The following is a 25,397-nucleotide window of genomic DNA, read 5'->3' as shown; positions in this document are numbered from 1 at the left end:
CCCCAAAATCCCCCCCATCTATACTTGCATTACGCCCCGCACACTGTGCGGGGCCTGTACATTGCATTTGTAACCAAGGGGTCTGCTCGTGACAACAATAGTAAGCGTACGCCGTAACGGCCATGTGGTAATCGCCGGTGATGGTCAGGCCACACTGGGTAACACCGTAATGAAAGGCAACGTGAAGAAAGTCCGCCGTCTGTACAACGATAAAGTCATCGCGGGCTTTGCGGGCGGTACTGCGGATGCATTCACGCTGTTTGAACTGTTTGAACGCAAGCTGGAAATGCACCAGGGTCACCTGGTGAAAGCTGCCGTTGAACTGGCAAAAGACTGGCGTACCGACCGTATGCTGCGCAAACTCGAAGCGCTGCTGGCCGTCGCAGATGAAACTGCATCGCTCATCATCACCGGTAACGGCGACGTCATCCAACCAGAAAACGATCTGATTGCTATCGGCTCCGGCGGTCCCTACGCCCAGGCTGCTGCACGCGCTCTGCTTGAAAACACCGAGCTTGGCGCACGCGAGATTGCTGAGAAAGCGTTGGATATTGCAGGGGATATCTGCATTTATACCAACCACTTCCATACCATCGAAGAATTGAACTCCAAAGCGTAAGGATCCCCCATGTCTGAAATGACCCCACGCGAAATTGTCAGCGAACTGAACAAACACATCATCGGCCAGGATAACGCGAAGCGTTCCGTGGCGATCGCCCTGCGTAACCGCTGGCGTCGTATGCAGCTCAACGAAGAGTTGCGCCATGAAGTCACGCCGAAAAACATTCTGATGATTGGACCGACCGGCGTCGGTAAAACCGAAATTGCCCGTCGTCTGGCAAAACTGGCCAACGCGCCGTTCATCAAAGTCGAAGCAACAAAATTCACCGAAGTCGGCTATGTTGGTAAAGAAGTTGACTCCATCATCCGCGATCTGACCGATGCTGCCATTAAAATGGTCCGCGTGCAGGCAATCGAGAAAAACCGCTTCCGTGCCGAAGAGATGGCGGAAGAGCGCATTCTCGACGTGCTGATCCCACCGGCTAAAAATAACTGGGGACAGTCAGAGCAGCCGCAGGAACCTTCTGCAGCACGTCAGGCATTCCGTAAAAAACTGCGTGAAGGCCAGCTGGATGATAAAGAGATCGAAATCGATCTCGCGGCCGCACCGATGGGCGTTGAAATTATGGCGCCTCCGGGAATGGAAGAGATGACCAGCCAGCTGCAGTCCATGTTCCAGAACCTCGGCGGTCAGAAACAAAAACCGCGTAAGCTGAAAATCAAAGACGCGATGAAGCTGCTGATTGAAGAAGAAGCGGCCAAACTGGTGAACCCGGAAGAGCTGAAACAGGAAGCTATCGATGCCGTTGAACAGCACGGGATCGTGTTTATCGACGAAATCGACAAAATCTGTAAGCGCGGTGAATCCTCCGGCCCGGACGTGTCCCGTGAAGGCGTACAGCGCGACCTGCTGCCGCTGGTTGAAGGCTGTACGGTCTCCACCAAGCACGGCATGGTGAAAACAGATCACATTCTGTTTATCGCTTCTGGCGCATTCCAGGTAGCCAAACCGTCCGACCTGATCCCGGAACTGCAGGGTCGTCTGCCGATTCGTGTCGAGCTGCAGGCGCTGACCACCAGCGATTTTGAGCGTATCCTTACCGAACCGAATGCCTCCATCACCGTACAGTACAAAGCGCTGATGGCGACTGAAGGTGTGGACATCAACTTCACTGAGTCCGGTATTAAACGCATTGCCGAAGCGGCCTGGCAGGTCAACGAAACAACCGAAAACATCGGTGCACGTCGTCTGCATACCGTTCTGGAACGTCTGATGGAAGATATTTCCTATGATGCGAGCGATTTGAACGGCCAAAGCATCACAATTGATGCCGAATATGTGAGCAAACATCTGGATGCGCTGGTCGCAGATGAAGATCTGAGCCGTTTTATCCTATAATCGCGTTCAATGCATTTTCATCACTGTTGATGGGGCTGATAAAGCCCCATTTTTATTGGCGCTAAATATGACTGAACAACAACAAATTAGCCGCTCACAAGCCTGGCTGGAAAGTTTACGACCTAAGACCTTACCGCTCGCCTTCGCGGCGATCATCGTCGGTACGGCATTAGCATGGTGGCAAGGATACTTCGATCCGCTGGTTGCTCTGCTGGCACTGATTACGGCAGGACTGCTGCAAATTCTGTCCAATCTTGCTAACGACTATGGCGATGCCGTCAAAGGCAGCGACAAGCCCGACCGTATTGGACCGCTGCGCGGTATGCAAAAAGGGGTCATCACCCAACAGCAGATGAAGCGCGCGCTGATCGTCACCGTGGTGCTGATCTGTCTGTCCGGGCTGGCCCTGGTTGCTGTAGCCTGTCACACGCTGGCGGATTTTGTCGGTTTCCTGGTGCTCGGCGGCCTGTCGATTATCGCCGCGATCACCTACACCGTGGGTAATCGCCCTTACGGATATATCGGCCTGGGCGATATTTCTGTGCTGGTATTCTTCGGCTGGCTCAGCGTAATGGGAAGTTGGTATCTGCAGGCGCATACGTTGATTCCAGCGCTGATTCTGCCTGCCACCGCCTGCGGCCTGCTGGCAACCGCCGTGCTCAACGTCAACAACCTGCGCGATATCAACAGCGACAGAGAGAACGGCAAGAACACGCTGGTCGTGCGTTTAGGCGCCGTCAATGCCCGCCGCTACCACGCCTGCCTGCTGATGGGGACGCTAGTCTGTCTGGCACTGTTCAACCTGTTCTCACTGCAAAGTCTGTGGGGATGGCTGTTTATTCTCGCCGCTCCGCTGCTGATCAAACAGGCTCGCTATGTAATGCGCGAGATGGACCCGGCAGCAATGCGTCCGATGCTGGAACGCACCGTAAAAGCGGCATTGTTAACTAACCTGCTGTTTGTCGTTGGAATTTTCTTAAGTCAGTGGTCCCTTTAACTGACAAATATCAATTAACAATTGATGATTTTGCCAACAGTACACATAGCGCGATATACTAAAAATTCTCGCAGCAACTGAACGTTAAGCCTATGAAATACGATACATCCGAGCTTTGTGACATCTATCAGGAAGATGTCAACGTCGTGGAACCGCTGTTCTCTAACTTTGGAGGACGGGCGTCGTTTGGCGGACAAATCATCACGGTAAAATGTTTCGAGGACAACGGGTTGCTGTACGATCTGCTCGAACAAAATGGCCGTGGTCGTGTTCTGCTGGTCGATGGCGGCGGTTCTGTTCGTCGTGCGCTGGTCGATGCCGAACTGGCACGACTGGCCGTACAGAATGAATGGGAAGGTCTGGTCATCTACGGCTCTGTCCGCCAGGTAGACGATCTGGGAGAGCTGGACATCGGCATTCAGGCGATTGCCGCGATTCCGGTAGGCGCCTCAGGTGAAGGCATTGGGGAAAGCGATGTGCGCGTCAACTTCGGCGGCGTAACGTTCTTCTCCGGCGACCACCTGTACGCCGACAACACCGGGATAATCCTCTCCGAAGACCCGCTCGATATCGAGTAATCAAAAAAGGCCATCAGCAAATTTGATGGCCTTTTTTTCATTCATTTGATTCGTAATGAATGACTTTAATATCATACTTTTCATATTTTTCTTCGACAACGATACTCATCGTCTCACGACTGACAGGATAAGTTTCGATATAAGCATTTAATTTATCCTCAGCTATCTGAATGCCACTCTTTTGTATCCCGGTAAAAATTATCTCACTGCGTTGAAGATGACTACCATTATCTGCATAGCTTACAAAAAACCAGTCGTTAGATATCCTTGGAACCTGTTTAAGAAGTTTCGGTGTTAGCAGATGATAAAATAATAAATTCTGCTGAGTGTAGAGTTTTTCTGTATAGATGCTCACCATAAAATGACAGTAAAATAACGCAATAAAAAGCATAAACACAATAATAAAGCCTGATCTCCTGGATTTCATATATGGATTTCCCGAACATAATCAGGATTAGCAATAGGTCTTATTACATCCATAAATAAAGGTAATTCACCCGAATAGGGTTCATGTCTCTTATCTTTATTGATAGGGTCAGGAAATAGTAACGGAATAACACTTTTATTCTTAAACTCACCAACTGGGCCATAGAAGTCCCAGATTCGATAAGCCTTTTCTTTCGAGCATATCTGAAGGTAAGAGGTGTAATCCGCATAATTTACCGCTTGGTAAAAACTAAATAGATTTGAGACCAAATCTTCAGCACTATAACCACTATCCGTTAAATAAACATAAGGCCAAAAGTCCTGTAAGGACTCAAAGCGATGTGACGTACCTAAGAATATTGATAAAGCAATACCTTGTAAGGTTCGCTCCTGCAATCCTCGGCGCACCATAAATCTACGATATATACCAGTATTGATAGTTATGCCATGAATGTTTTTGGACATACTTTGATGATAATTCACTTCATAAAAATCACTATCACCACCACGAGGCCTTGTCATTTCAAACCATAATTTTTCAGCCCCTGCCGGATTAGCATGGCCTAAATCAATCCATCCTAAATTCTCTGTATAGATAAGACCATATCTAATATCTCTGGTGATAAGTCGATCCGAATCATCAATAATATCGTTTCTTTTTGTCATATCGTATTCTTTGATATTTAAAAAATACGATATCCTAATCTCTACATAGCAAAAAGGCATCCATTATGGATGCCTTTTTCAAGAAATCAGAATTAGACTTCTTCCATACGACCCAGCAGGGCATGCAGACGATCCTGCCAGCCGTTCTGCTGTTCTTTCAGGCTGTTGTTCTCACGCTCCAGTTCTTCACGCTGCTGCTGTGCAGACTGAACTTCCTGCGACAGTGAGTTGTTCTTTTCTTTCAGCTCTTCGATTTCCATCTGTAACAGCGTGATGGTATCAATCGCCTGCTGTACTTTTGCTTCCAGTTTCTCAAACACTTCTAATGACATCGTCATACCTCTCCTGAATTGCAAGGCGTTGATGGATAAAAATCCTCGTCCCGATAACCGGCGACGCCTTAATAAAAACGAGCGCACTCTACTTAACACCGATTGTATGAAGCCGCGTCATCCCTGTCCAGCGGCATCCCGCGCAGATTGCGGTTTGCAACACTTTTAGTCTTTCTCCTGGTGACATTACTGTCATAACTCTTAAGTGTTAACAGATTGTTCAGTGAAATGATTCAGCTCACACTATTTTTGTATAACAAATACCGCACAATGGCGCGAAAACGCTCATTTTGTTGATGCAGTACACACATTTTAATTTCGATATTTCTCGTTTTTGAGCGTTAACGATAAATTAACAGTGTGCCTACCGGCTCCGGGGATGTCAGTGACCTTCTCGCACACAATAAACATTAAACTCTCTTCAGGATCCGATTATGAGTCAAACCTCAACCTTAAAAGGCCAGTGCATTGCTGAATTCCTCGGTACCGGGTTGTTGATTTTCTTCGGTGTGGGCTGTGTCGCTGCACTCAAAGTAGCTGGGGCTACTTTTGGTCAGTGGGAAATCAGTATCATCTGGGGTCTGGGGGTAGCGATGGCTATCTATCTGACCGCAGGCGTTTCTGGTGCACACCTGAATCCCGCGGTAACCATCGCACTCTGGCTGTTCGCCTGTTTTGATAAACGCAAAGTTGTTCCATTTATTATTTCGCAAATTGCCGGCGCCTTTTGCGCAGCGGCACTGGTTTACGGGCTTTATTACAATCTTTTCCTCGATTTCGAACAAACTAACCATATCGTACGCGGCAGTACCGAGAGCCTGGGTCTGGCAGGTACTTTCTCCACTTATCCGAACCCGCATATCAATTTTGTGCAGGCCTTCGCGGTTGAAATGGTCATTACCGCTATTCTAATGGGGCTGATTCTGGCTCTGACCGACGATGGTAACGGTGTGCCTCGTGGTCCGCTGGCACCGCTGCTGATCGGCTTGTTGATTGCCGTTATTGGTGCTTCCATGGGTCCGCTGACAGGTTTTGCGATGAACCCGGCACGTGACTTCGGACCGAAACTCTTCGCCTGGATGGCCGGATGGGGTGAGATTGCCTTCACGGGTGGTCGTGATATCCCTTACTTCCTGGTTCCGGTGTTTGGCCCGATTACCGGCGCGATTTTGGGCGCATGGGCATATCGCAAACTGATTGGTCGTCATTTACCGTGCGATGTCTGCGCGATTGAAGAGAAAGACGTTGCGGCCAACACTCAACAAAAAGCTTCGCAGTAATGTGACTACGGGACAAAAAATTATGACTGAAAAAAAATATATCGTTGCGCTCGACCAGGGCACCACCAGCTCCCGCGCGGTCGTAATGGACCACGATGCGAATATCGTTGCCGTTTCACAGCGCGAATTCGAACAAATCTACCCGAAAGCAGGTTGGGTAGAACATGACCCGATGGAAATTTGGGCGACCCAAAGCTCCACGCTGGTAGAAGTTCTGGCGAAAGCCGATATCAGTTCCGATGAAATTGCAGCGATCGGTATTACCAACCAGCGTGAAACCACCATCGTCTGGGAACGCGAAACCGGTAAACCAATCTATAACGCCATTGTGTGGCAGTGCCGTCGTACCGCGGATATCTGCGAAAAGCTCAAACGTGACGGTATGGAAGAGTACATCCGTAACAACACCGGTCTGGTTATTGACCCGTACTTCTCCGGTACCAAGGTGAAGTGGATCCTCGACCACGTAGAAGGCTCGCGTGAGCGCGCTCGTCGCGGCGAACTGCTGTTCGGTACCGTAGACACCTGGCTTATCTGGAAAATGACGCAGGGGCGCGTACACGTAACGGATTACACCAACGCCTCGCGTACCATGCTGTTCAACATCCACTCCCTGGACTGGGATGACACGATGCTGGATGCGCTGGATATTCCGCGTGCAATGCTGCCTGAAGTGCGTCGCTCTTCTGAAGTGTACGGTCAGACCAACATCGGTGGTAAAGGCGGTATTCGTATTCCTATCTCCGGTATCGCCGGTGACCAGCAGGCGGCGCTGTTTGGCCAGCTATGCGTGAAGGAAGGGATGGCGAAAAACACGTACGGTACCGGCTGCTTCATGCTGATGAACACCGGCGAGAAAGCCGTTAAGTCCGAAAACGGGCTGCTGACCACTATCGCCTGCGGACCGACCGGGGAAGTGAACTACGCGCTGGAAGGTGCGGTATTTATGGCTGGCGCATCTATCCAGTGGCTGCGTGATGAAATGAAACTCATCAGCGATGCGTTCGACTCCGAATATTTCGCGACCAAAGTGAAAGACACCAACGGCGTGTATGTCGTTCCGGCATTTACTGGCCTGGGCGCACCGTACTGGGACCCGTATGCCCGCGGCGCCATCTTTGGTCTGACCCGTGGGGTAAACTCCAACCACATCATCCGTGCAACGCTTGAGTCTATTGCATACCAGACTCGTGATGTTCTGGAAGCAATGCAGGCTGACTCCGGAATTCGCCTGCACGCCCTGCGCGTCGATGGCGGTGCGGTCGCCAATAACTTCCTGATGCAGTTCCAGTCCGACATTCTCGGCACGCGCGTTGAGCGCCCGGAAGTCCGCGAAGTCACCGCATTGGGTGCGGCGTACCTGGCCGGTCTGGCAGTAGGCTTCTGGCAGAATCTGGATGAGCTGCAGGAAAAAGCGGTCATCGAGCGTGAATTCCGCCCAGGCATCGAAACCACCGAACGTAACTTCCGTTACAGCGGCTGGAAAAAAGCGGTCAAACGCGCCCTGGCGTGGGAAGATCACGACGAGTAATACGTCATTGCCGGATAGCGACTGTGTCTTATCCGGCAATATCTTCGTGCGGGGGCAACCCCGCACACACATCAATAATCTCGCCCCCTCCCCTGTGCTACACTTCGCGCCATTCCTTTCAGCTACGAGTTTGCAATGAGACGAGAACTTGCCATTGAATTTTCACGCGTGACCGAAGCGGCCGCGCTGGCTGGCTATAAATGGCTGGGCCGCGGCGATAAAAATACCGCTGACGGCGCGGCGGTAAACGCCATGCGTATTATGCTCAACCAGGTCAACATTGACGGCACCATCGTGATTGGCGAGGGCGAGATCGATGAAGCACCGATGCTGTTTATCGGTGAGAAAGTCGGGACCGGTCTTGGTGATGCGGTCGACATCGCCGTCGATCCTATCGAAGGCACGCGCATGACGGCAATGGGTCAGGCAAACGCGCTGGCGGTGCTGGCTGTGGGCGATAAAGGCTGCTTCCTGAACGCACCAGACATGTACATGGAAAAACTGATTGTCGGTCCTGGTGCAAAAGGGTCTATCGACCTGAACCTGTCGCTGGAAGCCAACCTGCATAACGTTGCCGCTGCACTCAATAAGCCGCTGAGTGAACTGACCGTCACCATTCTGGCCAAACCGCGCCATGATGAAACGATCGCCGAAATGCAAAAACTGGGCGTGCGCGTCTTTGCCATTCCAGACGGTGACGTTGCAGCCTCCATTCTGACCTGCATGCCAGACAGTGAAGTTGACGTGCTGTACGGCATTGGCGGCGCACCGGAAGGTGTGGTTTCCGCGGCCGTTATCCGTGCGCTGGACGGCGACATGCAGGGCCGTTTACTGGCGCGTCATGATGTCAAAGGCGACAGCGAAGAGAACCGTCGTATTGGCGAACAAGAACTGGCTCGTTGCGCCGCCATGGGTATTGAAGCGGGCAAAGCGCTGCGCCTCGATGAAATGGCGCGTAGCGACAACGTCATTTTCTCCGCCACCGGCATCACCAAAGGCGATTTGCTGGAAGGGATTAGCCGCAAAGGCAATATCGCGACCACCGAAACGCTGCTGATCCGCGGCAAATCACGTACGATCCGCCGCATTCAGTCGATTCACTACCTCGATCGTAAAGATCCCGATGTGCAGGCGCACATCCTGTAATTGATTTGATCAATAGAGCCTTCCAGCCCATATGGGCTGGAAATCTTTCGTCCAACGAACGAAGATAAGGCAATCAAAGCAGACAGGAGAAAACCATGGCAGATTGGGTAACAGGCAAAGTCACGAAGGTACAGAACTGGACCGATGCCTTGTTTAGTTTGACCGTGCGAGCTCCGGTTCTTCCTTTCACTGCAGGTCAGTTCACTAAGCTTGGCCTTGAGATCGACGGCGAACGCGTCCAGCGCGCCTATTCTTACGTCAATGCCCCTGATAACCCCGATTTAGAGTTTTATCTGGTGACGGTTCCCGACGGCAAACTCAGCCCTCGTCTGGCAGCACTGAAGCCAGGCGATGAAGTCCAGGTGGTAAGTGAAGCTGCTGGTTTCTTCGTGCTGGATGAAGTCCCCGATTGCGACACGCTGTGGATGCTGGCAACCGGCACGGCTATCGGCCCATATTTGTCGATTCTGCAATTAGGCAAAGACCTGGATCGCTTCAAAAATCTGGTGCTGGTCCACGCCGCGCGCTATGCCGCCGATTTGAGCTATCTACCGTTGATGCAGGCGCTGGAAAAGCGCTACGAAGGTAAATTACGCATCCAGACGGTGGTCAGTCGTGAAACGGCCGCTGGCTCGCTGACCGGCCGCGTCCCCGCGCTGATTGAAAGCGGTGAGCTGGAAAAAGCAGTGGGTTTGCCGATGGATACCGCCACCAGCCATGTGATGCTCTGTGGGAACCCACAGATGGTGCGCGATACCCAGCAGTTGCTGAAAGAGACCCGGCAGATGACCAAACATCTGCGTCGCCGACCGGGCCATATGACTGCTGAGCATTACTGGTAAGAGCGTTTTACTGCCCGGTAAACACCCGGGCATTTTGCCGGATGGCGCTTACGCTTATCCGGCCTACGAGTCAGCTCTGTACTTTACGTCCTGCGTATCCTTACCATATTTATTTGCGTCCTGGGTGCCAATAAACGCCCCCAGATCGATAAGCATACCGACCAGAATCAACGTTGGAACAAAGCGGCCTACCGCCCATTGCCAGACGCCGGGTAACATCGCCCAGTTTCCGGCCAGCAGCATCCACGCCAGAATCATTAACAGCGCCCACGCTCCGGAACGCCCCCGGTCATGCAGACGTTTTACCGTCACTGCCGCCGTTGGCCATAACAGACACACCAGACAAAAAGCCGCGGTCTGAATATCAAGTAATTGTTTGCTCGCCAGCGAAAACAGAACCAGCATGCTGACGATCCATAGGCCAATCCAAATCCAGAAATCACGGCGCCCGATGCGCCCTTTAAATGAGAATAACCACTGCTGTATGGTCATGTAAGTTCCTTTATTATTACCTTCCAGAACAGTTTACCCTTTTGACAAGCTCGACGGTTATCGTTTTAATCGTGGTCAGTCATAACGAAAGGTACGATTGATGAAGCAAGGATTTACACTGTTTTTATTATTGTTTTCAGCCTTAACCGCGAGCACTGCGGCACTGGCGGAAGAGCCATCGACAGCAACCACAGCCCCCTATTTACTGGCGGGCGCGCCGACCTTTGACCTGTCGATTAGCCAGTTTCGCGAAAACTTTAATACGCAGAATCCGAAGCTTATCCTGAATGAATTCCGCGCCATCGACAGCAGTCGCGATCGGGCAAATCTCACCCGCGCGGCCAGTAAAATCAATGAAAACCTGTATGCTTCTTCCGCTCTTGAGCGCGGCACCCTAAAAATCAAAAGCATGCAGATAACCTGGTTACCAATTCAAGGGCCAGAGCAAAAGGCAGCCAAAGCGAAAGCGCTGGAATACATGACCGCCGTCATCCGCACCGTCGCACCGCTACTGACGAAAGAACAGAGCCAGAAAAAGCTGCAAAAACTGCTCGCCGCTGGCAAAGGAAAGCACTATTACGCCGAAACGGAAGGTGCAATTCGCTATGTCGTTGCAGATAACGGCGAAAAGGGGCTGACCTTCGCTGTTGAACCGATTAAGCTGGCACTATCTGAAAACCTCGAAGGGTCGAATAAATGACAAAAAGCAAAGCCTTCGGGATGATCAATCTCTATACTGTTTCACAGACCATGCTGCCCTGACGGGCGGCCATATTCCTTAATTCGCTGACAAGCGTGGAGAAATGAAATGCGACATCCTTTAGTGATGGGTAACTGGAAACTGAACGGCAGCCGCCACATGGTAAACGAACTGGTTGCTAATCTGCGTAAAGAACTGGCTGGCGTTGCTGGCTGTGCAGTAGCGATTGCTCCACCGGAAATGTATATCGACCTGGCGAAACACGCCGCTGCCGGTAGCCACATCATTCTGGGCGCGCAGAACGTTGACCTGAACCTGTCTGGCGCATTCACTGGTGAAACAAGTGCTGAAATGCTGAAAGATATCGGCGCGCAGTACATCATTATCGGTCACTCTGAGCGTCGTACTTACCACAAAGAGTCTGACGAGCTGATCGCTAAAAAATTCGCTGTGCTGAAAGAGCAGGGTCTGACTCCGGTTCTGTGCATCGGTGAAACCGAAGCAGAAAACGAAGCGGGCAAAACTGAAGAAGTTTGTGCACGTCAGATCGACGCGGTTCTGAAAACTCAGGGCGCAGCAGCATTCGAAGGCGTCGTTATCGCTTACGAACCAGTATGGGCTATCGGTACCGGTAAATCTGCAACTCCTGCTCAGGCTCAGGCTGTTCACAAATTTATTCGTGACCACATTGCTAAAGCTGACGCGAAAATCGCTGAGCAAGTAATCATCCAGTACGGCGGTTCTGTAAACGCAGCTAACGCGGCAGAACTGTTCGCTCAGCCGGACATCGACGGTGCGCTGGTTGGCGGTGCTTCTCTGAAAGCCGACGCCTTCGCAGTCATCGTTAAAGCAGCAGAAGCCGCTAAACAGGCTTAAGTTGTTAAGGCGGGAGGAGCACTCCTCCCGCTGTATTAAATTTACCAGTATCCCAACCAGTGCCACCAGAAGGCACCGGTCACACCCCAAATAGTCAGGTTGACCACACTCATCACCAGCCCCGTTTTCCACCATTCAGCCAGCGTGACATAGCCCGAACCAAAGATGATCGGCGCAGTACCCGTACCATAGTGCGTGAGCGACATCATCAAGGAGGAGGAGAAACCGAGCATTAAACCAAGCAGCGCTGGCGGCGCGCCGAGGCCTAATCCTGCGGCGAAGAATGCAGCGAACATCGCCGTAATATGCGCAGTAGTACTGGCAAAAAAGTAGTGCGAGTAAACGTAAAGCAGAATCAACAGCAGCGTTGCAACGCTCCAGTGCACGCCAAGATGATCGATTGCACTACCAACGCTGGTTGCCAGCCATCCCACCAACCCCAGTTTGCTGAGAAAATCCGCCATCATCACCAGCGCGGCGAACCAGACTATCGTATCCCATGCCCCGCGGCATTTAAGAATGTCATCCCAGCTCAATACGCCCGCCATCAATAGAATCGATAAACCAATTAACGCGGCGCTAGTGGGGTTTACGCTCCAGGCACTGCCCATCAGCATCGCTGGAACACCCGCCCACAGACAGAGCAGCAGAATGAACACCGCCAGGGTGATTTTTTCTGCCAGTGATAATGGACCGAGCGCATCCAGTTTTTGCCGCGCGAACTGCGGCGCATTTGGCGTGCGCGTGATAGCGGGCGGATAGAGCCACCAGATTACAATCGGCATGACAACCAGTGATACCAGAGCGGGAAGAAGCGCCGCAATAGCCCACATTCCCCAGGTCATGTTCAGCACGCCATCCGTCCCCTTCGTCAAAAAGCTGACGATTAACGGGTTAGGTGCGGTCGCGGTGATGAACATTGCCGAGCTGATCGGGTTTATGTTGTAGTTCACCAGCGCAAGATAACGGCCCGTTGAGCCATTCTCAGCATGGCCTGGCTGCGAGCCAAGGCTTTCCGCAATCGCCCGCATTACCGGGTGGATAATTCCGCCACCACGTGCGGTATTGCTTGGCGTTACGGGTGCAATCAGCGTTTCCGCAAGGGTTAATGCCCACGCAATACCCAGCGTTCTTTTACCAAATAGCGCAATAAACCCGTAGCCAATACGCGCCCCCAGACCGGTCTTTAACAGACTTTGCGACAGCATAATGGATAAACCGATCAGCCAGATTAGCTGGTTAGAAAAACCACTCAACGCATCGTTCAACGCCGCGGAGGGTTTGCCGGGGTTAGTAACGCCAGTCATCGCCACCAGCATAATCGCCACAATCGCAATTGCGCCAATCGGCATGGCTTTACCGATAATTGCGGCGATCGTACCAATAAACAGTGCCAGCAGGTGCCACGCTTGCGGGGTTACGTCAGGTGGACACGGGATAACAAACCAGATGGTCAGCGTAATTACGAGCGAGATGATGGCAGGCCAACAGCGGATGGGGGTCAAACTGTCCATGAATCAATCCTTGAATTTCCAGTGCGCAAATCTGCGCTCAGGCATTAACCAATATTGCCGCGCATAATACAATTCACCCACTCACAAAACAAAAAATTAACATTTTGATACAGCTACAGTTTTCCCAACACCGTAAACCAGGCGTAATCCAGCGGCAGAAGAATCAAATACGTTGCCGCCGCCAGTGCGATACACAGCAGCATCCCCGCCCTTGCCGGTACTTTCCCGAGCGCCATCGCCACCACGATCGGTGAAGCCTGATACGGCAACAGTGGTGTGGAATAACCCAGCACCTGGATCATAATCACCGACAGCAGCGGGAATCCCGTCGCATCGGCAAAGCTTTGCGCCAACGTGGTATACAGCGCCGGAACGCCGTTCGCCGTCATAATAAAATTAAGCGCAGTGGTAATACCGGTCAGCGCGAGGAAACTGGTAAACGGCTTTTCCGCATCCAGCGGCATCACCTGTAACAGCGCTTCGCCAACGGCGCTACCAATACCGGTCTGCGTGACGGTGATCGCCAGCCCCAGAATACCCGCCACATAAATACAGGTACGAATGTTGACCCCAGTGGAAAACTCGTCGCCATTGATAAAGCCAACCCGTGGTAGCAATGTGATAACTGCCGCCGCCAGCCCGGTCCACGCGGGGCCAATGCCGTGCCAGCTTTCGCTTACCCACAAGAACAGCACCACCGCTAACATCCAGGCCAGACGTTTTTCATCCCGGCTCATCGGCTCCGACGGCGTAAGATCGCGCGGCGCATGCGGCTTGCCAGGGAACAGCCAGCAGATAAGCACAATGAGCACCGCGCCTTTAAGCCAACCCAGAATCGGCGTATGCAGCAGCAAATAGGGAAGATAATTGAGGTGGATGCCGTAAGAGCCTTCCGCCGCGCCGCTCATCACCAGATTCGGTACGTTAGCGGGTAAAATCGTCGCAGAAAGCTGGAACGTCCCAAACCCGACGGCCAGTGCCAGACCATACCAGGCGCGCGTGCCGTCGGTAATTCCGGCTCGTTTCGCCATCGCCGCGACAATCGGCATCAGCAGCGCAATGCGGCCCATGTTGGATGGCATTACAAATGCCAGCGCGTAACTCAGCAGCACTACGCTCGCCACCATTAACGGCCAGGAATCGGTCAACCGCGATGACAGCGCCCTCGCCGCCCTGTCCGCCAGCCCCGTTTTACGAATCGCAATACCCAGTACAAAGCCGCTAAACACCAGCCAGAACGCGGAGGACGCAAAGCCGCCAAAAATAACATCCGGTGGTGCGATTTTGGCCACCATTGCCACGGCAAAGAACAGCAGCGCCGTTATAAACTCCGGCAGCAGAGACGTAGCCCAGAGCAGAATGGTGATGCCAACCACCAGAGAGGGGATAAACAGAGGGTGTGTAAGCCAGAGCGACATGCCTGTCTCCTGTTGTTTTTTTCAACAAGAATACGGGGACAGGCATGCGGAGTAAACGCCAGATTAGGTGGGGTTAGCGCAGAATATCACATTGATGATCCTGAATTTCCTCAGCGGAGGCAAGATTCAGTGCCAGCAGATTGCGCTGAGTAGCCAGCAGAACAAAGGATTCATCGCTCTGGCGCACCATCGCCAACGCATAGCTGCCCATATGCTCACGTGCATCCGGCACCTCTTCTGCCAGCATCATAAACGGGCTGCGTTGTGCCAGCTCATTTTCCGTGACGCGACGCGCCAGATATTCATGACCGCGCAGCCCACCCGGTAATGGTAGCCAGCGGGTGCTGATTTTCGCCAGGTTGTCATCCAGCTGCTTTCTGACATCGGTTCGCAGGCAGGAGATATGAATATGCAGGTGATTTTGCGTACGCCCGCTACGTGAGTTAATGGTCAGAGAGACTGCTTTGTCAGGGATTTCCTGGCCGTATTTTTGGCTCATAAAGCTACGCGCCTGCCAGGCCAGCCAGAAAAAGTTCGGCGTGCCTGATTTCAACAGCAGCGGACTTTCCGTACCGTTGATCCGCCAGGTCGGCATCAACAGATATTGCAGTGGGCCGTTACGGTCTTTGAACACCACATATCCGGCATCCGGCTTCACTTCTGCGCATGGTGCAGGATCCTGCTGTTGCAGCTGGTGCGGCAGGCATTGCTGAAGAACGATCTGGCGTAATGCGTCCGGGTTGCCGGTGAATTTCCAGTACCCGATACCTGCAGCGGCGGCGACCACAATCACCGCCAGTAAAAGATAGCCTGCTTTTTTCATTACGCGTTTCCTGTATCCCATTGAAGGGCAAGAGTAACGCAAAACCATGACAAATAAAAAACCCGGTCGCGTTAGGCCACCGGGTCGGTAAATCACAGACTTATTTATCGTTTACTGATCTGGTCGAACGTACCGCCGTTAGAGAAGTGCTCTTTCTGCGCTTTCGTCCAGCCGCCAAACTCTTCATCGATAGTGAACAGCTTCAGCTTCGGAAATGCGTTTTCGTATTTCTTCGCGACTTCTGCATCACGTGGACGATAGTAGTTTTTCGCTGCAATTTCCTGACCTTCCGGAGAGTAGAGATACTTCAGGTAAGCTTCCGCCACCGCTTTGGTGTCTTTCTTTTCCACTACTTTGTCGACTACGGAAACGGTCGGCTCCGCGAGGATAGATTCACTCGGCGTCACTATCTCGAATTTGTCTTTGCCCAGCTCGTTCGTTGCCAGCAGCGCTTCGTTTTCCCAGGCGATCAGTACATCGCCGATACCGCGTTCAACGAAGGTATTGGTTGAGCCACGTGCGCCAGAATCGAGTACCTCAACGTTTTTATACAGAGCCTTCACAAAGTCTTGTGCCTTGGCCTGATCGTTGTTGTTGTGGTGCAGGGCATAGCCCCATGCCGCCAGATAGTTCCAGCGAGCTCCACCGGAGCTTTTCGGGTTTGGCGTAATGACCGACACGCCCGGTTTGATCAGATCGTTCCAGTCATGAATTTGTTTGGGATTGCCTTTGCGGACCAGGAACACGATGGTGGAGGTGTAAGGCGCGGAGTTATCCGGCAGGCGTTTAATCCAGTTTTTATCAATTCGACCACGTTCAGCAATGGCATCCACGTCGTAAGCCAGTGCCAGCGTCACGACATCGGCTTCAATGCCGTTGATGACGGAGGTCGCCTGTTTACCCGAACCACCATGCGACTGGCGGATCACGACATTGTCGCCCGTTTCCTGCTTCCAGTGCGCGCTGAAGGCCTTATTGTACTGCTCGTACAGTTCACGCGTTGGATCGTACGATACGTTAAGTAACTGAATATCCTTTGCCAGAACGCTGGTCGATGCCAGCAATAATGTTAACCCTACGCCCCATTTGTTCATCGCCCAGCTCTCTTATGTAATGTTGTGATGAGCAAAGCGTGCCAGAAAGGCATCCAAACATTAAAGAATAAAAAAAGATTTGCTATAACTTGGGGGAATATATGGAGTGGGGTTTTTGCCGGATGGCGCTACGCTTATCAGGCCTACGATTTGCATCATGTAGGCCGGATAAGGCGCAAGCCGCCATCCGGCAATTGCAATTAGTACAGTTTCTTCGCGCAGTCCAGCCAGTCACCTTTGAACGGACGCTTCATGTTTTCGATAGCGTCGATGATGTCATGGTGAACCAGCTGCTCGTTCTGAATACCGACACAGCGACCGCCGTGACCTTCCAGCAGAAGTTCAATGGCATAGGCACCCATACGGGATGCCAGGATACGGTCGTAAGGAACCGGGGAACCACCACGCTGAATGTGACCCAGCACGGTTGAACGCGTTTCGCGGCCAGTTTCCTTCTCGATGTAATGCGCCAGTTCGTCAACGTCACACATGTGTTCAGTGATCGCTACGATTGCGTGTTTTTTACCTTTCGCGATGCCCGCTTTGATTTCAGCAACCAGATCGTCACGGCTGAATTCAACTTCCGGAACTACCACGAACTCACAACCACCGGCAATTGCAGCCGCCAGGGTCAGATCGCCACAGTAGCGGCCCATCACTTCGACGATGGAAATACGCTGGTGAGAAGAAGAGGTATCACGCAGACGGTCAATCGCTTCAACAACGGTACCCAGCGCAGTGAAGTAACCGATGGTGTAGTCGGTACCCTTGATATCGTTATCGATAGTGCCCGGCAGACCGATGCATGGGAAGCCCATTTCAGTCAGGCGTTTTGCACCCAAATAGGAACCGTCACCACCGATAACAACCAGCGCGTCAATGCCACGCTTCTTCAGGTTTTCGATCGCCACCGCACGTACGTTCTCGTCGCGGAATTCCGGGAAGCGAGCTGAACCGAGGAAAGTACCGCCACGGTTGATCATGTCGGACACACTGTAGCGATCAAGCTGGACCATACGGTCTTCATACAAACCCAGGTAGCCATCATGGATCCCCATGACTTCCAGCCCTTCCGTCAACGCTGCACGTACAACACCACGGATTGCTGCGTTCATGCCCGGCGCATCACCGCCGCTTGTCAACACACCGATTTTCTTAATCATGACTACCTCTGAACTTTGGAATGCAAAATGAAATCTGCTGCCGGAAGTCGATTCCGCATATCGAAACGATCCAACGAATATGCAGATAGTATAACAATCACTTCCTGCTGAATTGATTCAGGTCAGGCCAAATGGTGGTAATTTATACACAAAATGCTGGCCCGGTTCACTTTTTTTACAACGAATTATGAAAGCTCAAACATCTTGCCTTCCTTGGGTACGACTGAACAGGGATCCTGATGAATGATGACATCCGATCCCGGGAAACGCCGTAAAATTGCCTGCTCAACCTGTTCAGCCACTAAATGCGCCTGAACGAGCGGCAGATTATCTTCCATTTCCAAATGAATCTGAATAAAGCGGGTCGGCCCTGACTGCCGCGTGCGAAGATCGTGGGCGCCGCTGACTCCAGGCCATGACGTCACGATATCAATAATTTCCTGACGTTCCTCATCGGGTAAAGCGCGATCCAGCAAAGATTGCACTGCCTCATACCCCATGCGTAATGCGCTATATAAAATATAGATGCCAATCCCGAGCGCAAACAAGGCATCCGCACGATGCCAACCGTACCATGCCAGCCCGAGCGCAATGAGAATCGCACCGTTCATCATAACATCAGACTGATAATGAAGCATATCTGCCCGAACGGCCTGACTTTGCGTGCGCTTCACTACCCAGCGCTGAAACGAGACCAGAATGATTGTACATACTAACGCAATGATGGTGACAACCACCCCGACGCCCGGATCTTTCATCGGCGTGGGTTGGATGAGATGCTGAATCCCGGTCAGGAATAAAAACAGCGCCGAACCGGAAATAAACATGCTTTGCGCCAGCGCCGCCAGCGATTCCGCTTTTCCGTGTCCGAACGTATGTTCATCATCGGCGGGCTGCAGCGAATAGCGCACCACCAACAGGTTGGTTAATGACGCCGCGATGTCCACCAGAGAATCCACCAGTGCAGCCAGAATACTGACCGATCCGGTGTACCACCACGCAAAAATTTTGATCAAAAGTAACAGCGATGCCATCACGGTTGCCGCGATTGCCGCCCGGCTCACCAGCCGCCCATAGGTTTGATTCATAAACACTCCTGCCAGGATATGCCGCTAGTATAACGGATGAAGTAAAACAGTCAGGCAATAACCGAGGGACAAATTTTGGGCAAAAAAAAACCCCACATCATATGGGGAAAGACAAGGATGGAATGTTGCAGCAATACGTCACCTGAATACGTTTTATTCTGAATTTTTAAGGCCTCTCTGTAACACTTCTAATCCTCATTTACTTTAGGTGTACGATAAACGCTCAATCAACATATCTTGAGGGATTAAGATGGCGTATTACCCTAATTCTATTGACTGGAAACCGATCCAAGAAGGAGGTCTGCGTAGGTTAAGGCTTGGCGAGATAAATCTTGCAAACTCGCTCTTTGGCTTCAGCATTCTTTACCATCAGGTTTGGGTTCATCTGGAAAGTTATCTTCCTTTTGATACTCAAAACCCAGGTCAGGCGATGACGCCTGACGGCGAAATGTGGTTTAGAACAATAAAATACGAAGATGATTTCTCGATGCCAACAAAACAGCCAACTCCAAATGCCCAGCATCTTTTTTTGCATGAAATGATGCATGTTTGGCAGCACCAATATGGAATGTGGGTACGAACACGTGGGGCGTTCTCATGGGCAGCTGACTATACATACAGCCTAAATGAAAAAAATCTACTTGATTACGTACTGGAGCAACAAGCATCCTTAGTCAGCGATTACTGGTTGTTAAAGCACTATGGGTTTGATGGGCATAGCGATCTGTATGTTTACCGTGATTATGACCCAGAAGAACCGGCGCTGGAATTAATGCAGAAATATGAAAAGGTACTCGGGAGCTTTCCGATATGAAGAAATCGTTCTTTTTTCTCCCTTTACTTTTATTTCTGGCCGGGTGCCCAGGGAAAGGCAGAGAGGGTGCAGAGTCCGGTGAACGACAGGCGATCTACGTAGATGGCAATCGTGTTTGCTTTACCATAGATAAAAATGATGTGTTAAACCGCTATATTCTGTCAACTAATGGTAGAGAAGATAAAAAATTATTAGTCGGCGATTTTAAACATCTCATCTACCCAAGTACCTGCTTCACGGTCAATTTAGAAAAAGGGGTGGTGTATGGTGCAAGCTATACCTTAAATGGAAAAAATCACTACTACACATTTATCATTACCAATGATGGAAAAGTGTTGGATTTAGGAAAAAGCTAAGCATTATTATCAGATCACGCCGCTCTACATAAAGGCAGTAAGTTACATTGAAGTCAGCCACACATAACAAAAGCTGTTTTCAGCTCCAAATACTATCTGCAAGTAGCTGTTTATCTTTGGTAATTCACTGTAATTTTAGGCAAAAAAAACCCCCACATCATGTGGGGGAAGACAGGGATGGTGTCTATGGCAAGGAAAACAGGGTTACTACTGGGAACGTGAGTTGCTACTACTCAATAAATTCAACGATGAGCTTTTTTTCCAGTGCGCTACGTCGCGCAGTTGCTCCATTCGTTGTTCATGTTTCTCATTTAAAACCGCTTGCTGCTCTGGCGTTAACAGGCGATACATCTGGTTGCGGATCCTGGCTATTTCAACCTGGCGGGCAACCTGTTCTTGCGCCATTCTTTCTGCCTGAGCGCGCACTGCGCTTTCATCAAATTTCTCTGCGGTGACAAGGCGATGCATTGTCTCCATTTCGCTAACATTAACAGGAGGCTGTTCGTGTCTTGCCTGCTGCATTAAATCTCGCATCTGTTGACGTTGATGTTCGGTTAAACTGATACCGTCAAACATGTGGCTCTGAACGCTGCGTTGCGATGAGCCTTCACCCAGGTGCCAGTGATCGCCTGTGACGACTTCAGCTGCATGGCTAAATGTACTGAGTGCCAGCGTTGAGGCCATGACGGCAGCGGTAACTTTGCCCATCACTTGCTCCCAAAATCTTTTCTGTCGCGATTCAACGAGAGACAGTTTACGATTCGGGCTGCAAACATGCGTCAGGGGGTGTAAAACAACGTAAAGTCATAGATTAGCGACGCCTGATGACGTAATTTCTGCCTCGGAGGTACGTAAACAATGAATAAAATCCTGTTAGTTGATGATGACCGAGAGCTGACTTCCCTGTTAAAGGAGTTGCTCGAAATGGAAGGTTTCGATGTGCTGGTTGCCTATGATGGGGAACAGGCGCTTGAGCTTCTGGATGACAGCATCGATTTACTTTTGCTCGACGTCATGATGCCGAAGAAAAACGGCATTGATACGCTGAAAGCACTTCGTCAGACACACCAGACACCCGTAATCATGCTGACCGCTCGCGGCAGCGAATTGGATCGCGTACTTGGCCTTGAGCTGGGCGCGGACGACTATTTACCTAAACCGTTTAACGACCGTGAACTGGTCGCGCGCATCCGCGCTATTCTGCGTCGCTCGCACTGGAGCGAACAGCAGCAGAACAGCGATAACGGCTCGCCGACTCTGGAAGTAGATGCGTTAAGCCTTAATCCGGGTCGCCAGGAAGCCAGCTTTGACGGGCAAATTCTGGAGTTAACCGGCACCGAATTCACCCTGCTCTATTTGCTGGCACAGCATCTCGGTCAGGTGGTTTCGCGTGAGCACCTGAGCCAGGAAGTGCTGGGCAAACGCCTGACGCCTTTCGATCGCGCGATCGATATGCATATCTCGAACCTGCGTCGTAAGCTGCCAGAGCGTAAAGACGGACACCCGTGGTTTAAAACTCTGCGTGGTCGCGGCTACCTGATGGTCTCCGCTTCATGATAGGGAGCTTAACCGCACGCATCTTTGCCATCTTCTGGTTGACGCTGGCACTGGTGTTGATGTTGGTACTGATGTTACCCAAGCTCGACTCACGCCAGATGACCGAGCTACTGGACAGCGAGCAGCGCCAGGGGTTGATGATTGAGCAACACGTTGAAGCTGAACTGGCGAACGATCCACCCAACGATTTGATGTGGTGGCGTCGCTTGTTTCGGGCGATAGACAAGTGGGCGCCGCCAGGACAGCGGTTATTACTTGTTACGACGGAAGGACGCGTGATCGGCGCAGAACGCAACGAAATGCAGATCATTCGTAACTTTATTGGTCAGGCCGATAACGCCGACCATCCGCAAAAGAAAAAATACGGTCGCGTTGAGATGGTCGGGCCTTTCTCCGTCAGAGACGGTGAAGATAACTACCAGCTGTATCTCATACGACCTGCCAGCAGCTCACAATCTGACTTTATCAACCTGCTGTTTGACCGACCGCTGTTGTTGCTGATCGTCACCATGTTAGTCAGCTCTCCGCTATTGCTTTGGCTTGCCTGGAGTCTGGCGAAACCAGCGCGTAAGTTGAAAAACGCGGCGGATGAAGTGGCCCAGGGCAACCTGCGTCAGCATCCGGAACTGGAAGCCGGTCCGCAGGAGTTTCTGGCGGCAGGCGCCAGCTTTAACCAGATGGTGACAGCGCTGGAACGGATGATGACCACACAGCAACGCCTGCTGTCGGACATCTCTCACGAGCTGAGAACACCGCTAACGCGTCTGCAACTGGGCACAGCTCTGCTGCGCCGTCGTAGCGGTGAGAGCAAAGAGCTGGAGCGCATTGAAACAGAAGCTCACCGACTGGACAGCATGATCAACGACCTGCTGGTGATGTCACGTAATCAGCAGAAAAACGCGCTGGTCAGTGAAACGGTGAAAGCTAATCAGCTGTGGGGCGAAGTGCTGGATAACGCCGCCTTTGAAGCTGAGCAGATGGGTAAATCGCTCACGGTGAATTTTCCGCCGGGTCCGTGGCCGCTGTACGGCAACCCAAATGCACTGGAAAGCGCGCTGGAAAACATTGTGCGCAACGCCCTGCGCTATTCACACACCAAGATTGAAGTTGGTTTCGCGGTGGATATCGACGGGATTACCATTACCGTAGACGACGATGGTCCGGGCGTAAGCCCTGAAGACAGAGAACAGATTTTCCGTCCGTTCTATCGTACCGATGAGGCGCGCGATCGCGAGTCTGGCGGAACAGGTCTGGGCCTGGCGATTGTTGAAACCGCAATCCAGCAGCATCGTGGCTGGGTGAAGGCCGAAGACAGCCCGCTGGGTGGTTTACGGCTGGTGATTTGGTTGCCGCTGTACAAACGCGCTTAACAGGCTTCCCCGGTAGCCTCGTGCCGGGGAAGCTCTCACCTTATGCTGTCACTTCTGCAGCCGCTAGCTTTTGCTTTTTAATCCGCTTCACCAGAATGGTCGAACAGATAAAGCCCATTAAGCTGAATGCAATCATCACGCTAAAGACATAGTTGTAGCCCGTGATGCCGCTATTGGTATCCAGTAAATAGCCGTATAACGTGTACGCAAACATCGCTGGCATATATCCGATGATGCAGCCAAATGCCATTGCTGAACCCGCGTACTCACGTGGGGTACCAATCTCATCCATTGGCGCGAAGAAAATGGCGCGCTGTGAGAAGATAATCGCTCCAAACCCTAATGTCGCCGCCATACCGATATACACGTTCATTGTTTGATGCGGTAACTGCATGAACACAAGCATCGCAACAGCAGAGATCAGGAACGTCCACTTCAGATACACTGTCGGTGATTTAGCAACTTTATCTGCCAACATTCCACCAATCGGCCCACCTACCATTTTTAACGCATACTGGTTGATGATGCCGTACGCACCAACGAGTGCTACCGGCAGCATATAGATATCTTTTAAGAACGGAATAAAGTAAGTCAGGCCACAGTACGCGGCGTAAACGAAGAAAATACCTAAAGAAGCCAGCCAAACGTTAGGGCAGGACAAAACATGTTTGATACCCTTTAACACTTCCATGTTGGCACTGGTTTTCTCGCCGCCTTTCACTTTGTCATCATCGACAATAAAGTACGTCACAATACCTGCCACAAGCGTAATTACCGTATAGAACAACAGGCCCGCCTGCATCCCCGCTTTACCTTCACCAAACTGGACGAAGACAAACAGAGCGCCAGAAGCAACGATAACATCCACCACGCCACGTCCGGCTTCTAAAAAGCCGAACATGCGTCCTTGTTCTTCTTTCGTGCCCAGCAAACGAACAGCTTTCAGCAATACCGGCCAATAAACCACATCGGCAAAGAACGCCATCGCGGCAAAGCAAATGAGATAACCGGTAAATGACGGTAGGGTCGCTAAATATAAACCACATAACCCAACGCCAATCAGACCGAACGGTAATAATATTTTCTTGGAGTAACGGTCTGCGATATAGAGAGAAAGAAAAAGCCCGGTTGTCTGAACAATCGTATAAACCGTAAAGCTCAACCCAATTTGCGTATTGGTTAACCCCCAGTCATTCTGCATTGGCACATAGAAAACATCTTTCATACTTGAAAGCTTAAATATCGTGCCGCCGCCTAAAATCAAAAAACAAAGCCTTGCCCATTTATTCATGAACATGATTAAACCCTCATTGCTTGTTGAGAGAAATATCTAAATTAGATTATATAATTAATAAAGCCAGGGGATTATTTTCATAATCCTTTCCGTATTTAATAATATTTTAAGAAAACTAATTAATTGCCTATAAACTTGTCACACATATCACGAATGTATTTTATTTGGGCAAGAGCATGTTCTTTTTCCTGCGCCAGTCGCGCATCGATCATGTCATTGTCGGGCAACGGTGTATAACTTGCATCGCGCCATGGGATCCAGGGGTTATCACCCTCATCGTCGAAGCGAAATGCAGGGGCATAATATTCAACTTCTTCTTCCAGACCAAAAGCATGTACTTGCGGTTTATCTTCACCTAAAAGTAATAATGCCTTGAGCATCTCTTCCATGGGTAAATCGCCGTGTCCTGAACGACAAGCCTCATGCCCCCAGCCTTTACCTTCTTTAATAATTTTAGCGTCTTTGATATGCACCTGAGTGATCAGAGGAGACATAACCTCTAACGCAGAAAGCGGCTGTTCATTAGCATTAATCATGTTGCCAAAATCAAACAGAATAGAGAGATTTTTCATCCCGCTATTGTTCACCAGCGTCACCAGCTCATGGCCTTGCAGATCTTCATGCTGTTCGATAGTAAAGCTTAGTCCGCAATCGTCATACTGAGACAGCCACGCAATATCATTGGCAATCTTCGCCATAACATCGTTCAGATGCCCTTCATAACGCGGGTAGAAACGCACTGAAGTTGCACCAGTAGCAACAGCAATACGGATGGCATCCGTCAATGTCGCCTTATCCGATGCGCTCGTTTCGATATGCACATCCAGATTATATTTTTTGGCCTTCTCTTTAAAATCGTGTAGCTGCTGATCGTTCAGTTTCTGCAGTGATTGGGACTCACCATCCTCAACATGTATTTTTACACCCTTCAATTTTTGCTGATGCGCAATATCCAGAAGATCCCCCGGCAGGACTCTCTCATAGCGCATATTCAGATGAAAAGCATAAGCATGTAGGTACAGCGGTATATTTCTCGCGCGTTCCGCAAGAAGTTCTTGGTTACATTTTCCCATTATTTTT

General features: G+C 51.0%; 27 protein-coding genes. 14 read left to right on the top strand and 13 right to left on the bottom strand.

Annotation, left to right across the window (positions count from 1 at the left end; genetic code table 11):
• Positions 1 to 88 precede the first annotated feature (88 nt).
• From hslV to rraA, 4 genes are all read left to right on the top strand, one after another.
• Entirely contained in the window at positions 89 to 619 is a 531-nt protein-coding gene (gene hslV, locus OGY83_RS02295; protein WP_003028805.1) for an ATP-dependent protease subunit HslV, read from the top strand.
• Positions 620 to 628: 9 nt separating this feature from the next.
• Positions 629 to 1,960 carry an ATP-dependent protease ATPase subunit HslU gene (gene hslU / locus OGY83_RS02290; protein WP_003028803.1) on the top strand — a complete coding sequence of 444 codons (1,332 nt, stop codon included), beginning with the start codon at positions 629 to 631 and terminating at the stop codon, positions 1,958 to 1,960.
• Positions 1,961 to 2,027: 67 nt separating this feature from the next.
• Positions 2,028 to 2,957 (top strand): 1,4-dihydroxy-2-naphthoate polyprenyltransferase, encoded by a 930-nt coding sequence (menA, locus tag OGY83_RS02285; RefSeq protein ID WP_003825185.1) that lies wholly within the window; start codon positions 2,028 to 2,030, stop codon positions 2,955 to 2,957.
• Between the two features lie 92 nt (positions 2,958 to 3,049).
• A complete protein-coding gene (gene rraA / locus OGY83_RS02280) occupies positions 3,050 to 3,535 on the top strand; it encodes a ribonuclease E activity regulator RraA (protein ID WP_079939327.1) in 486 nt (161 codons plus the stop codon).
• Between the two features lie 37 nt (positions 3,536 to 3,572).
• On the opposite strand, the gene OGY83_RS02275 is transcribed toward rraA, so the two are convergent.
• The 3 genes from OGY83_RS02275 to zapB form a co-directional block, all read right to left on the bottom strand.
• The gene (locus OGY83_RS02275) at positions 3,573 to 3,962 is read right to left on the bottom strand and encodes a hypothetical protein (protein WP_286635136.1); all 390 of its coding nucleotides are present in this window, start codon (positions 3,960 to 3,962) and stop codon (positions 3,573 to 3,575) included.
• Entirely contained in the window at positions 3,959 to 4,627 is a 669-nt protein-coding gene (locus OGY83_RS02270) for a hypothetical protein (protein WP_286635134.1), read from the bottom strand. The genes OGY83_RS02275 and OGY83_RS02270 overlap by 4 nt, the downstream gene beginning before the upstream one ends.
• 92 nt (positions 4,628 to 4,719) lie before the next feature.
• Positions 4,720 to 4,965 (bottom strand): septal ring assembly protein ZapB, encoded by a 246-nt coding sequence (zapB, locus tag OGY83_RS02265; RefSeq protein WP_005121725.1) that lies wholly within the window; start codon positions 4,963 to 4,965, stop codon positions 4,720 to 4,722.
• A gap of 428 nt (positions 4,966 to 5,393) precedes the next feature.
• On the opposite strand from zapB, the gene OGY83_RS02260 reads away from it, so the two are divergent.
• The 4 genes from OGY83_RS02260 to fpr all read left to right on the top strand — a co-directional run bounded on the left by OGY83_RS02260 (position 5,394) and on the right by fpr (position 9,758).
• A complete protein-coding gene (locus OGY83_RS02260; protein WP_003825195.1) occupies positions 5,394 to 6,239 on the top strand; it encodes an MIP/aquaporin family protein in 846 nt (281 codons plus the stop codon).
• Positions 6,240 to 6,261: 22 nt separating this feature from the next.
• Positions 6,262 to 7,770 (top strand): glycerol kinase GlpK, encoded by a 1,509-nt coding sequence (gene glpK, locus OGY83_RS02255; protein WP_186413844.1) that lies wholly within the window; start codon positions 6,262 to 6,264, stop codon positions 7,768 to 7,770.
• 135 nt (positions 7,771 to 7,905) lie between these two features.
• Positions 7,906 to 8,916 carry a class II fructose-bisphosphatase gene (gene glpX, locus OGY83_RS02250; RefSeq protein ID WP_003840506.1) on the top strand — a complete coding sequence of 337 codons (1,011 nt, stop codon included), beginning with the start codon at positions 7,906 to 7,908 and terminating at the stop codon, positions 8,914 to 8,916.
• Between the two features lie 95 nt (positions 8,917 to 9,011).
• Positions 9,012 to 9,758, top strand: a complete 747-nt coding sequence (gene fpr / locus OGY83_RS02245) for a ferredoxin--NADP(+) reductase (protein ID WP_079939325.1) — start codon at positions 9,012 to 9,014, stop codon at positions 9,756 to 9,758.
• Between the two features lie 63 nt (positions 9,759 to 9,821).
• Here fpr and OGY83_RS02240 read toward each other — a convergent pair whose 3' ends face one another.
• Positions 9,822 to 10,250, bottom strand: a complete 429-nt coding sequence (locus tag OGY83_RS02240) for a DUF805 domain-containing protein (RefSeq protein ID WP_079939324.1) — start codon at positions 10,248 to 10,250, stop codon at positions 9,822 to 9,824.
• A 100-nt stretch (positions 10,251 to 10,350) separates the two neighbouring features.
• Here OGY83_RS02240 and OGY83_RS02235 point away from each other — a divergent pair, with 100 nt between their 5' ends.
• Together OGY83_RS02235 and tpiA are read left to right on the top strand one after the other, a co-directional pair.
• Entirely contained in the window at positions 10,351 to 10,950 is a 600-nt protein-coding gene (locus tag OGY83_RS02235) for a YiiQ family protein (protein ID WP_123269175.1), read from the top strand.
• Positions 10,951 to 11,058: 108 nt separating this feature from the next.
• Positions 11,059 to 11,826, top strand: coding sequence for a triose-phosphate isomerase (tpiA, locus tag OGY83_RS02230; RefSeq protein ID WP_003028783.1), 768 nt, complete (start codon positions 11,059 to 11,061; stop codon positions 11,824 to 11,826).
• Positions 11,827 to 11,867: 41 nt separating this feature from the next.
• On the opposite strand, the gene OGY83_RS02225 is transcribed toward tpiA, so the two are convergent.
• The 6 genes from OGY83_RS02225 to fieF all read right to left on the bottom strand — a co-directional run bounded on the left by OGY83_RS02225 (position 11,868) and on the right by fieF (position 18,926).
• The gene (locus tag OGY83_RS02225; RefSeq protein ID WP_003825206.1) at positions 11,868 to 13,340 is read right to left on the bottom strand and encodes a DASS family sodium-coupled anion symporter; all 1,473 of its coding nucleotides are present in this window, start codon (positions 13,338 to 13,340) and stop codon (positions 11,868 to 11,870) included.
• A gap of 113 nt (positions 13,341 to 13,453) precedes the next feature.
• Positions 13,454 to 14,758: an SLC13 family permease gene (locus OGY83_RS02220; protein WP_286635130.1), complete on the bottom strand. Its 1,305-nt coding sequence runs from the start codon at positions 14,756 to 14,758 to the stop codon at positions 13,454 to 13,456.
• Positions 14,759 to 14,831: 73 nt separating this feature from the next.
• Positions 14,832 to 15,581 carry a CDP-diacylglycerol diphosphatase gene (locus OGY83_RS02215; protein WP_020996109.1) on the bottom strand — a complete coding sequence of 250 codons (750 nt, stop codon included), beginning with the start codon at positions 15,579 to 15,581 and terminating at the stop codon, positions 14,832 to 14,834.
• Between the two features lie 104 nt (positions 15,582 to 15,685).
• Positions 15,686 to 16,675, bottom strand: coding sequence for a sulfate/thiosulfate ABC transporter substrate-binding protein Sbp (gene sbp, locus OGY83_RS02210; RefSeq protein ID WP_008787024.1), 990 nt, complete (start codon positions 16,673 to 16,675; stop codon positions 15,686 to 15,688).
• 200 nt (positions 16,676 to 16,875) lie between these two features.
• The gene (gene pfkA, locus OGY83_RS02205) at positions 16,876 to 17,838 is read right to left on the bottom strand and encodes a 6-phosphofructokinase (protein WP_079939320.1); all 963 of its coding nucleotides are present in this window, start codon (positions 17,836 to 17,838) and stop codon (positions 16,876 to 16,878) included.
• A gap of 185 nt (positions 17,839 to 18,023) precedes the next feature.
• Positions 18,024 to 18,926, bottom strand: a complete 903-nt coding sequence (gene fieF, locus OGY83_RS02200; RefSeq protein ID WP_003825216.1) for a CDF family cation-efflux transporter FieF — start codon at positions 18,924 to 18,926, stop codon at positions 18,024 to 18,026.
• A gap of 250 nt (positions 18,927 to 19,176) precedes the next feature.
• On the opposite strand from fieF, the gene OGY83_RS02195 reads away from it, so the two are divergent.
• Both OGY83_RS02195 and OGY83_RS02190 read left to right on the top strand, forming a co-directional pair.
• Positions 19,177 to 19,740, top strand: coding sequence for a type IV secretion protein Rhs (locus tag OGY83_RS02195; protein WP_286635128.1), 564 nt, complete (start codon positions 19,177 to 19,179; stop codon positions 19,738 to 19,740).
• A complete protein-coding gene (locus OGY83_RS02190) occupies positions 19,737 to 20,096 on the top strand; it encodes a putative T6SS immunity periplasmic lipoprotein (protein ID WP_079939318.1) in 360 nt (119 codons plus the stop codon). Before OGY83_RS02195 ends, OGY83_RS02190 begins: the two co-directional genes overlap by 4 nt.
• 207 nt (positions 20,097 to 20,303) lie before the next feature.
• On the opposite strand, the gene cpxP is transcribed toward OGY83_RS02190, so the two are convergent.
• Complete coding sequence (gene cpxP / locus OGY83_RS02185; RefSeq protein ID WP_008787022.1) at positions 20,304 to 20,804, bottom strand: cell-envelope stress modulator CpxP; 501 nt, start codon at positions 20,802 to 20,804, stop codon at positions 20,304 to 20,306.
• A gap of 150 nt (positions 20,805 to 20,954) precedes the next feature.
• Here cpxP and cpxR point away from each other — a divergent pair, with 150 nt between their 5' ends.
• Entirely contained in the window at positions 20,955 to 21,653 is a 699-nt protein-coding gene (gene cpxR, locus OGY83_RS02180) for an envelope stress response regulator transcription factor CpxR (protein ID WP_003028763.1), read from the top strand.
• On the top strand, positions 21,650 to 23,023 hold the full coding sequence (gene cpxA / locus OGY83_RS02175; RefSeq protein WP_003028758.1) for an envelope stress sensor histidine kinase CpxA: 1,374 nt from the start codon (positions 21,650 to 21,652) through the stop codon (positions 23,021 to 23,023). Before cpxR ends, cpxA begins: the two co-directional genes overlap by 4 nt.
• A 40-nt stretch (positions 23,024 to 23,063) precedes the next feature.
• Here cpxA and OGY83_RS02170 read toward each other — a convergent pair whose 3' ends face one another.
• Both OGY83_RS02170 and OGY83_RS02165 read right to left on the bottom strand, forming a co-directional pair.
• A complete protein-coding gene (locus tag OGY83_RS02170; protein WP_122973888.1) occupies positions 23,064 to 24,314 on the bottom strand; it encodes an MFS transporter in 1,251 nt (416 codons plus the stop codon).
• A 122-nt stretch (positions 24,315 to 24,436) separates the two neighbouring features.
• Entirely contained in the window at positions 24,437 to 25,390 is a 954-nt protein-coding gene (locus OGY83_RS02165) for a sugar phosphate isomerase/epimerase family protein (RefSeq protein ID WP_191234375.1), read from the bottom strand.
• Between the last annotated feature and the right edge of the window lie 7 nt (positions 25,391 to 25,397).

Source organism: Citrobacter sp. Cpo090, assembly GCF_030332665.1.
GTDB classification, from domain to species: Bacteria; Pseudomonadota; Gammaproteobacteria; order Enterobacterales; family Enterobacteriaceae; genus Citrobacter; species Citrobacter portucalensis.
The sequence above is the reverse complement of the archived record's forward strand: the minus strand, read 5'-3'. Positions and strand labels throughout refer to the sequence as shown.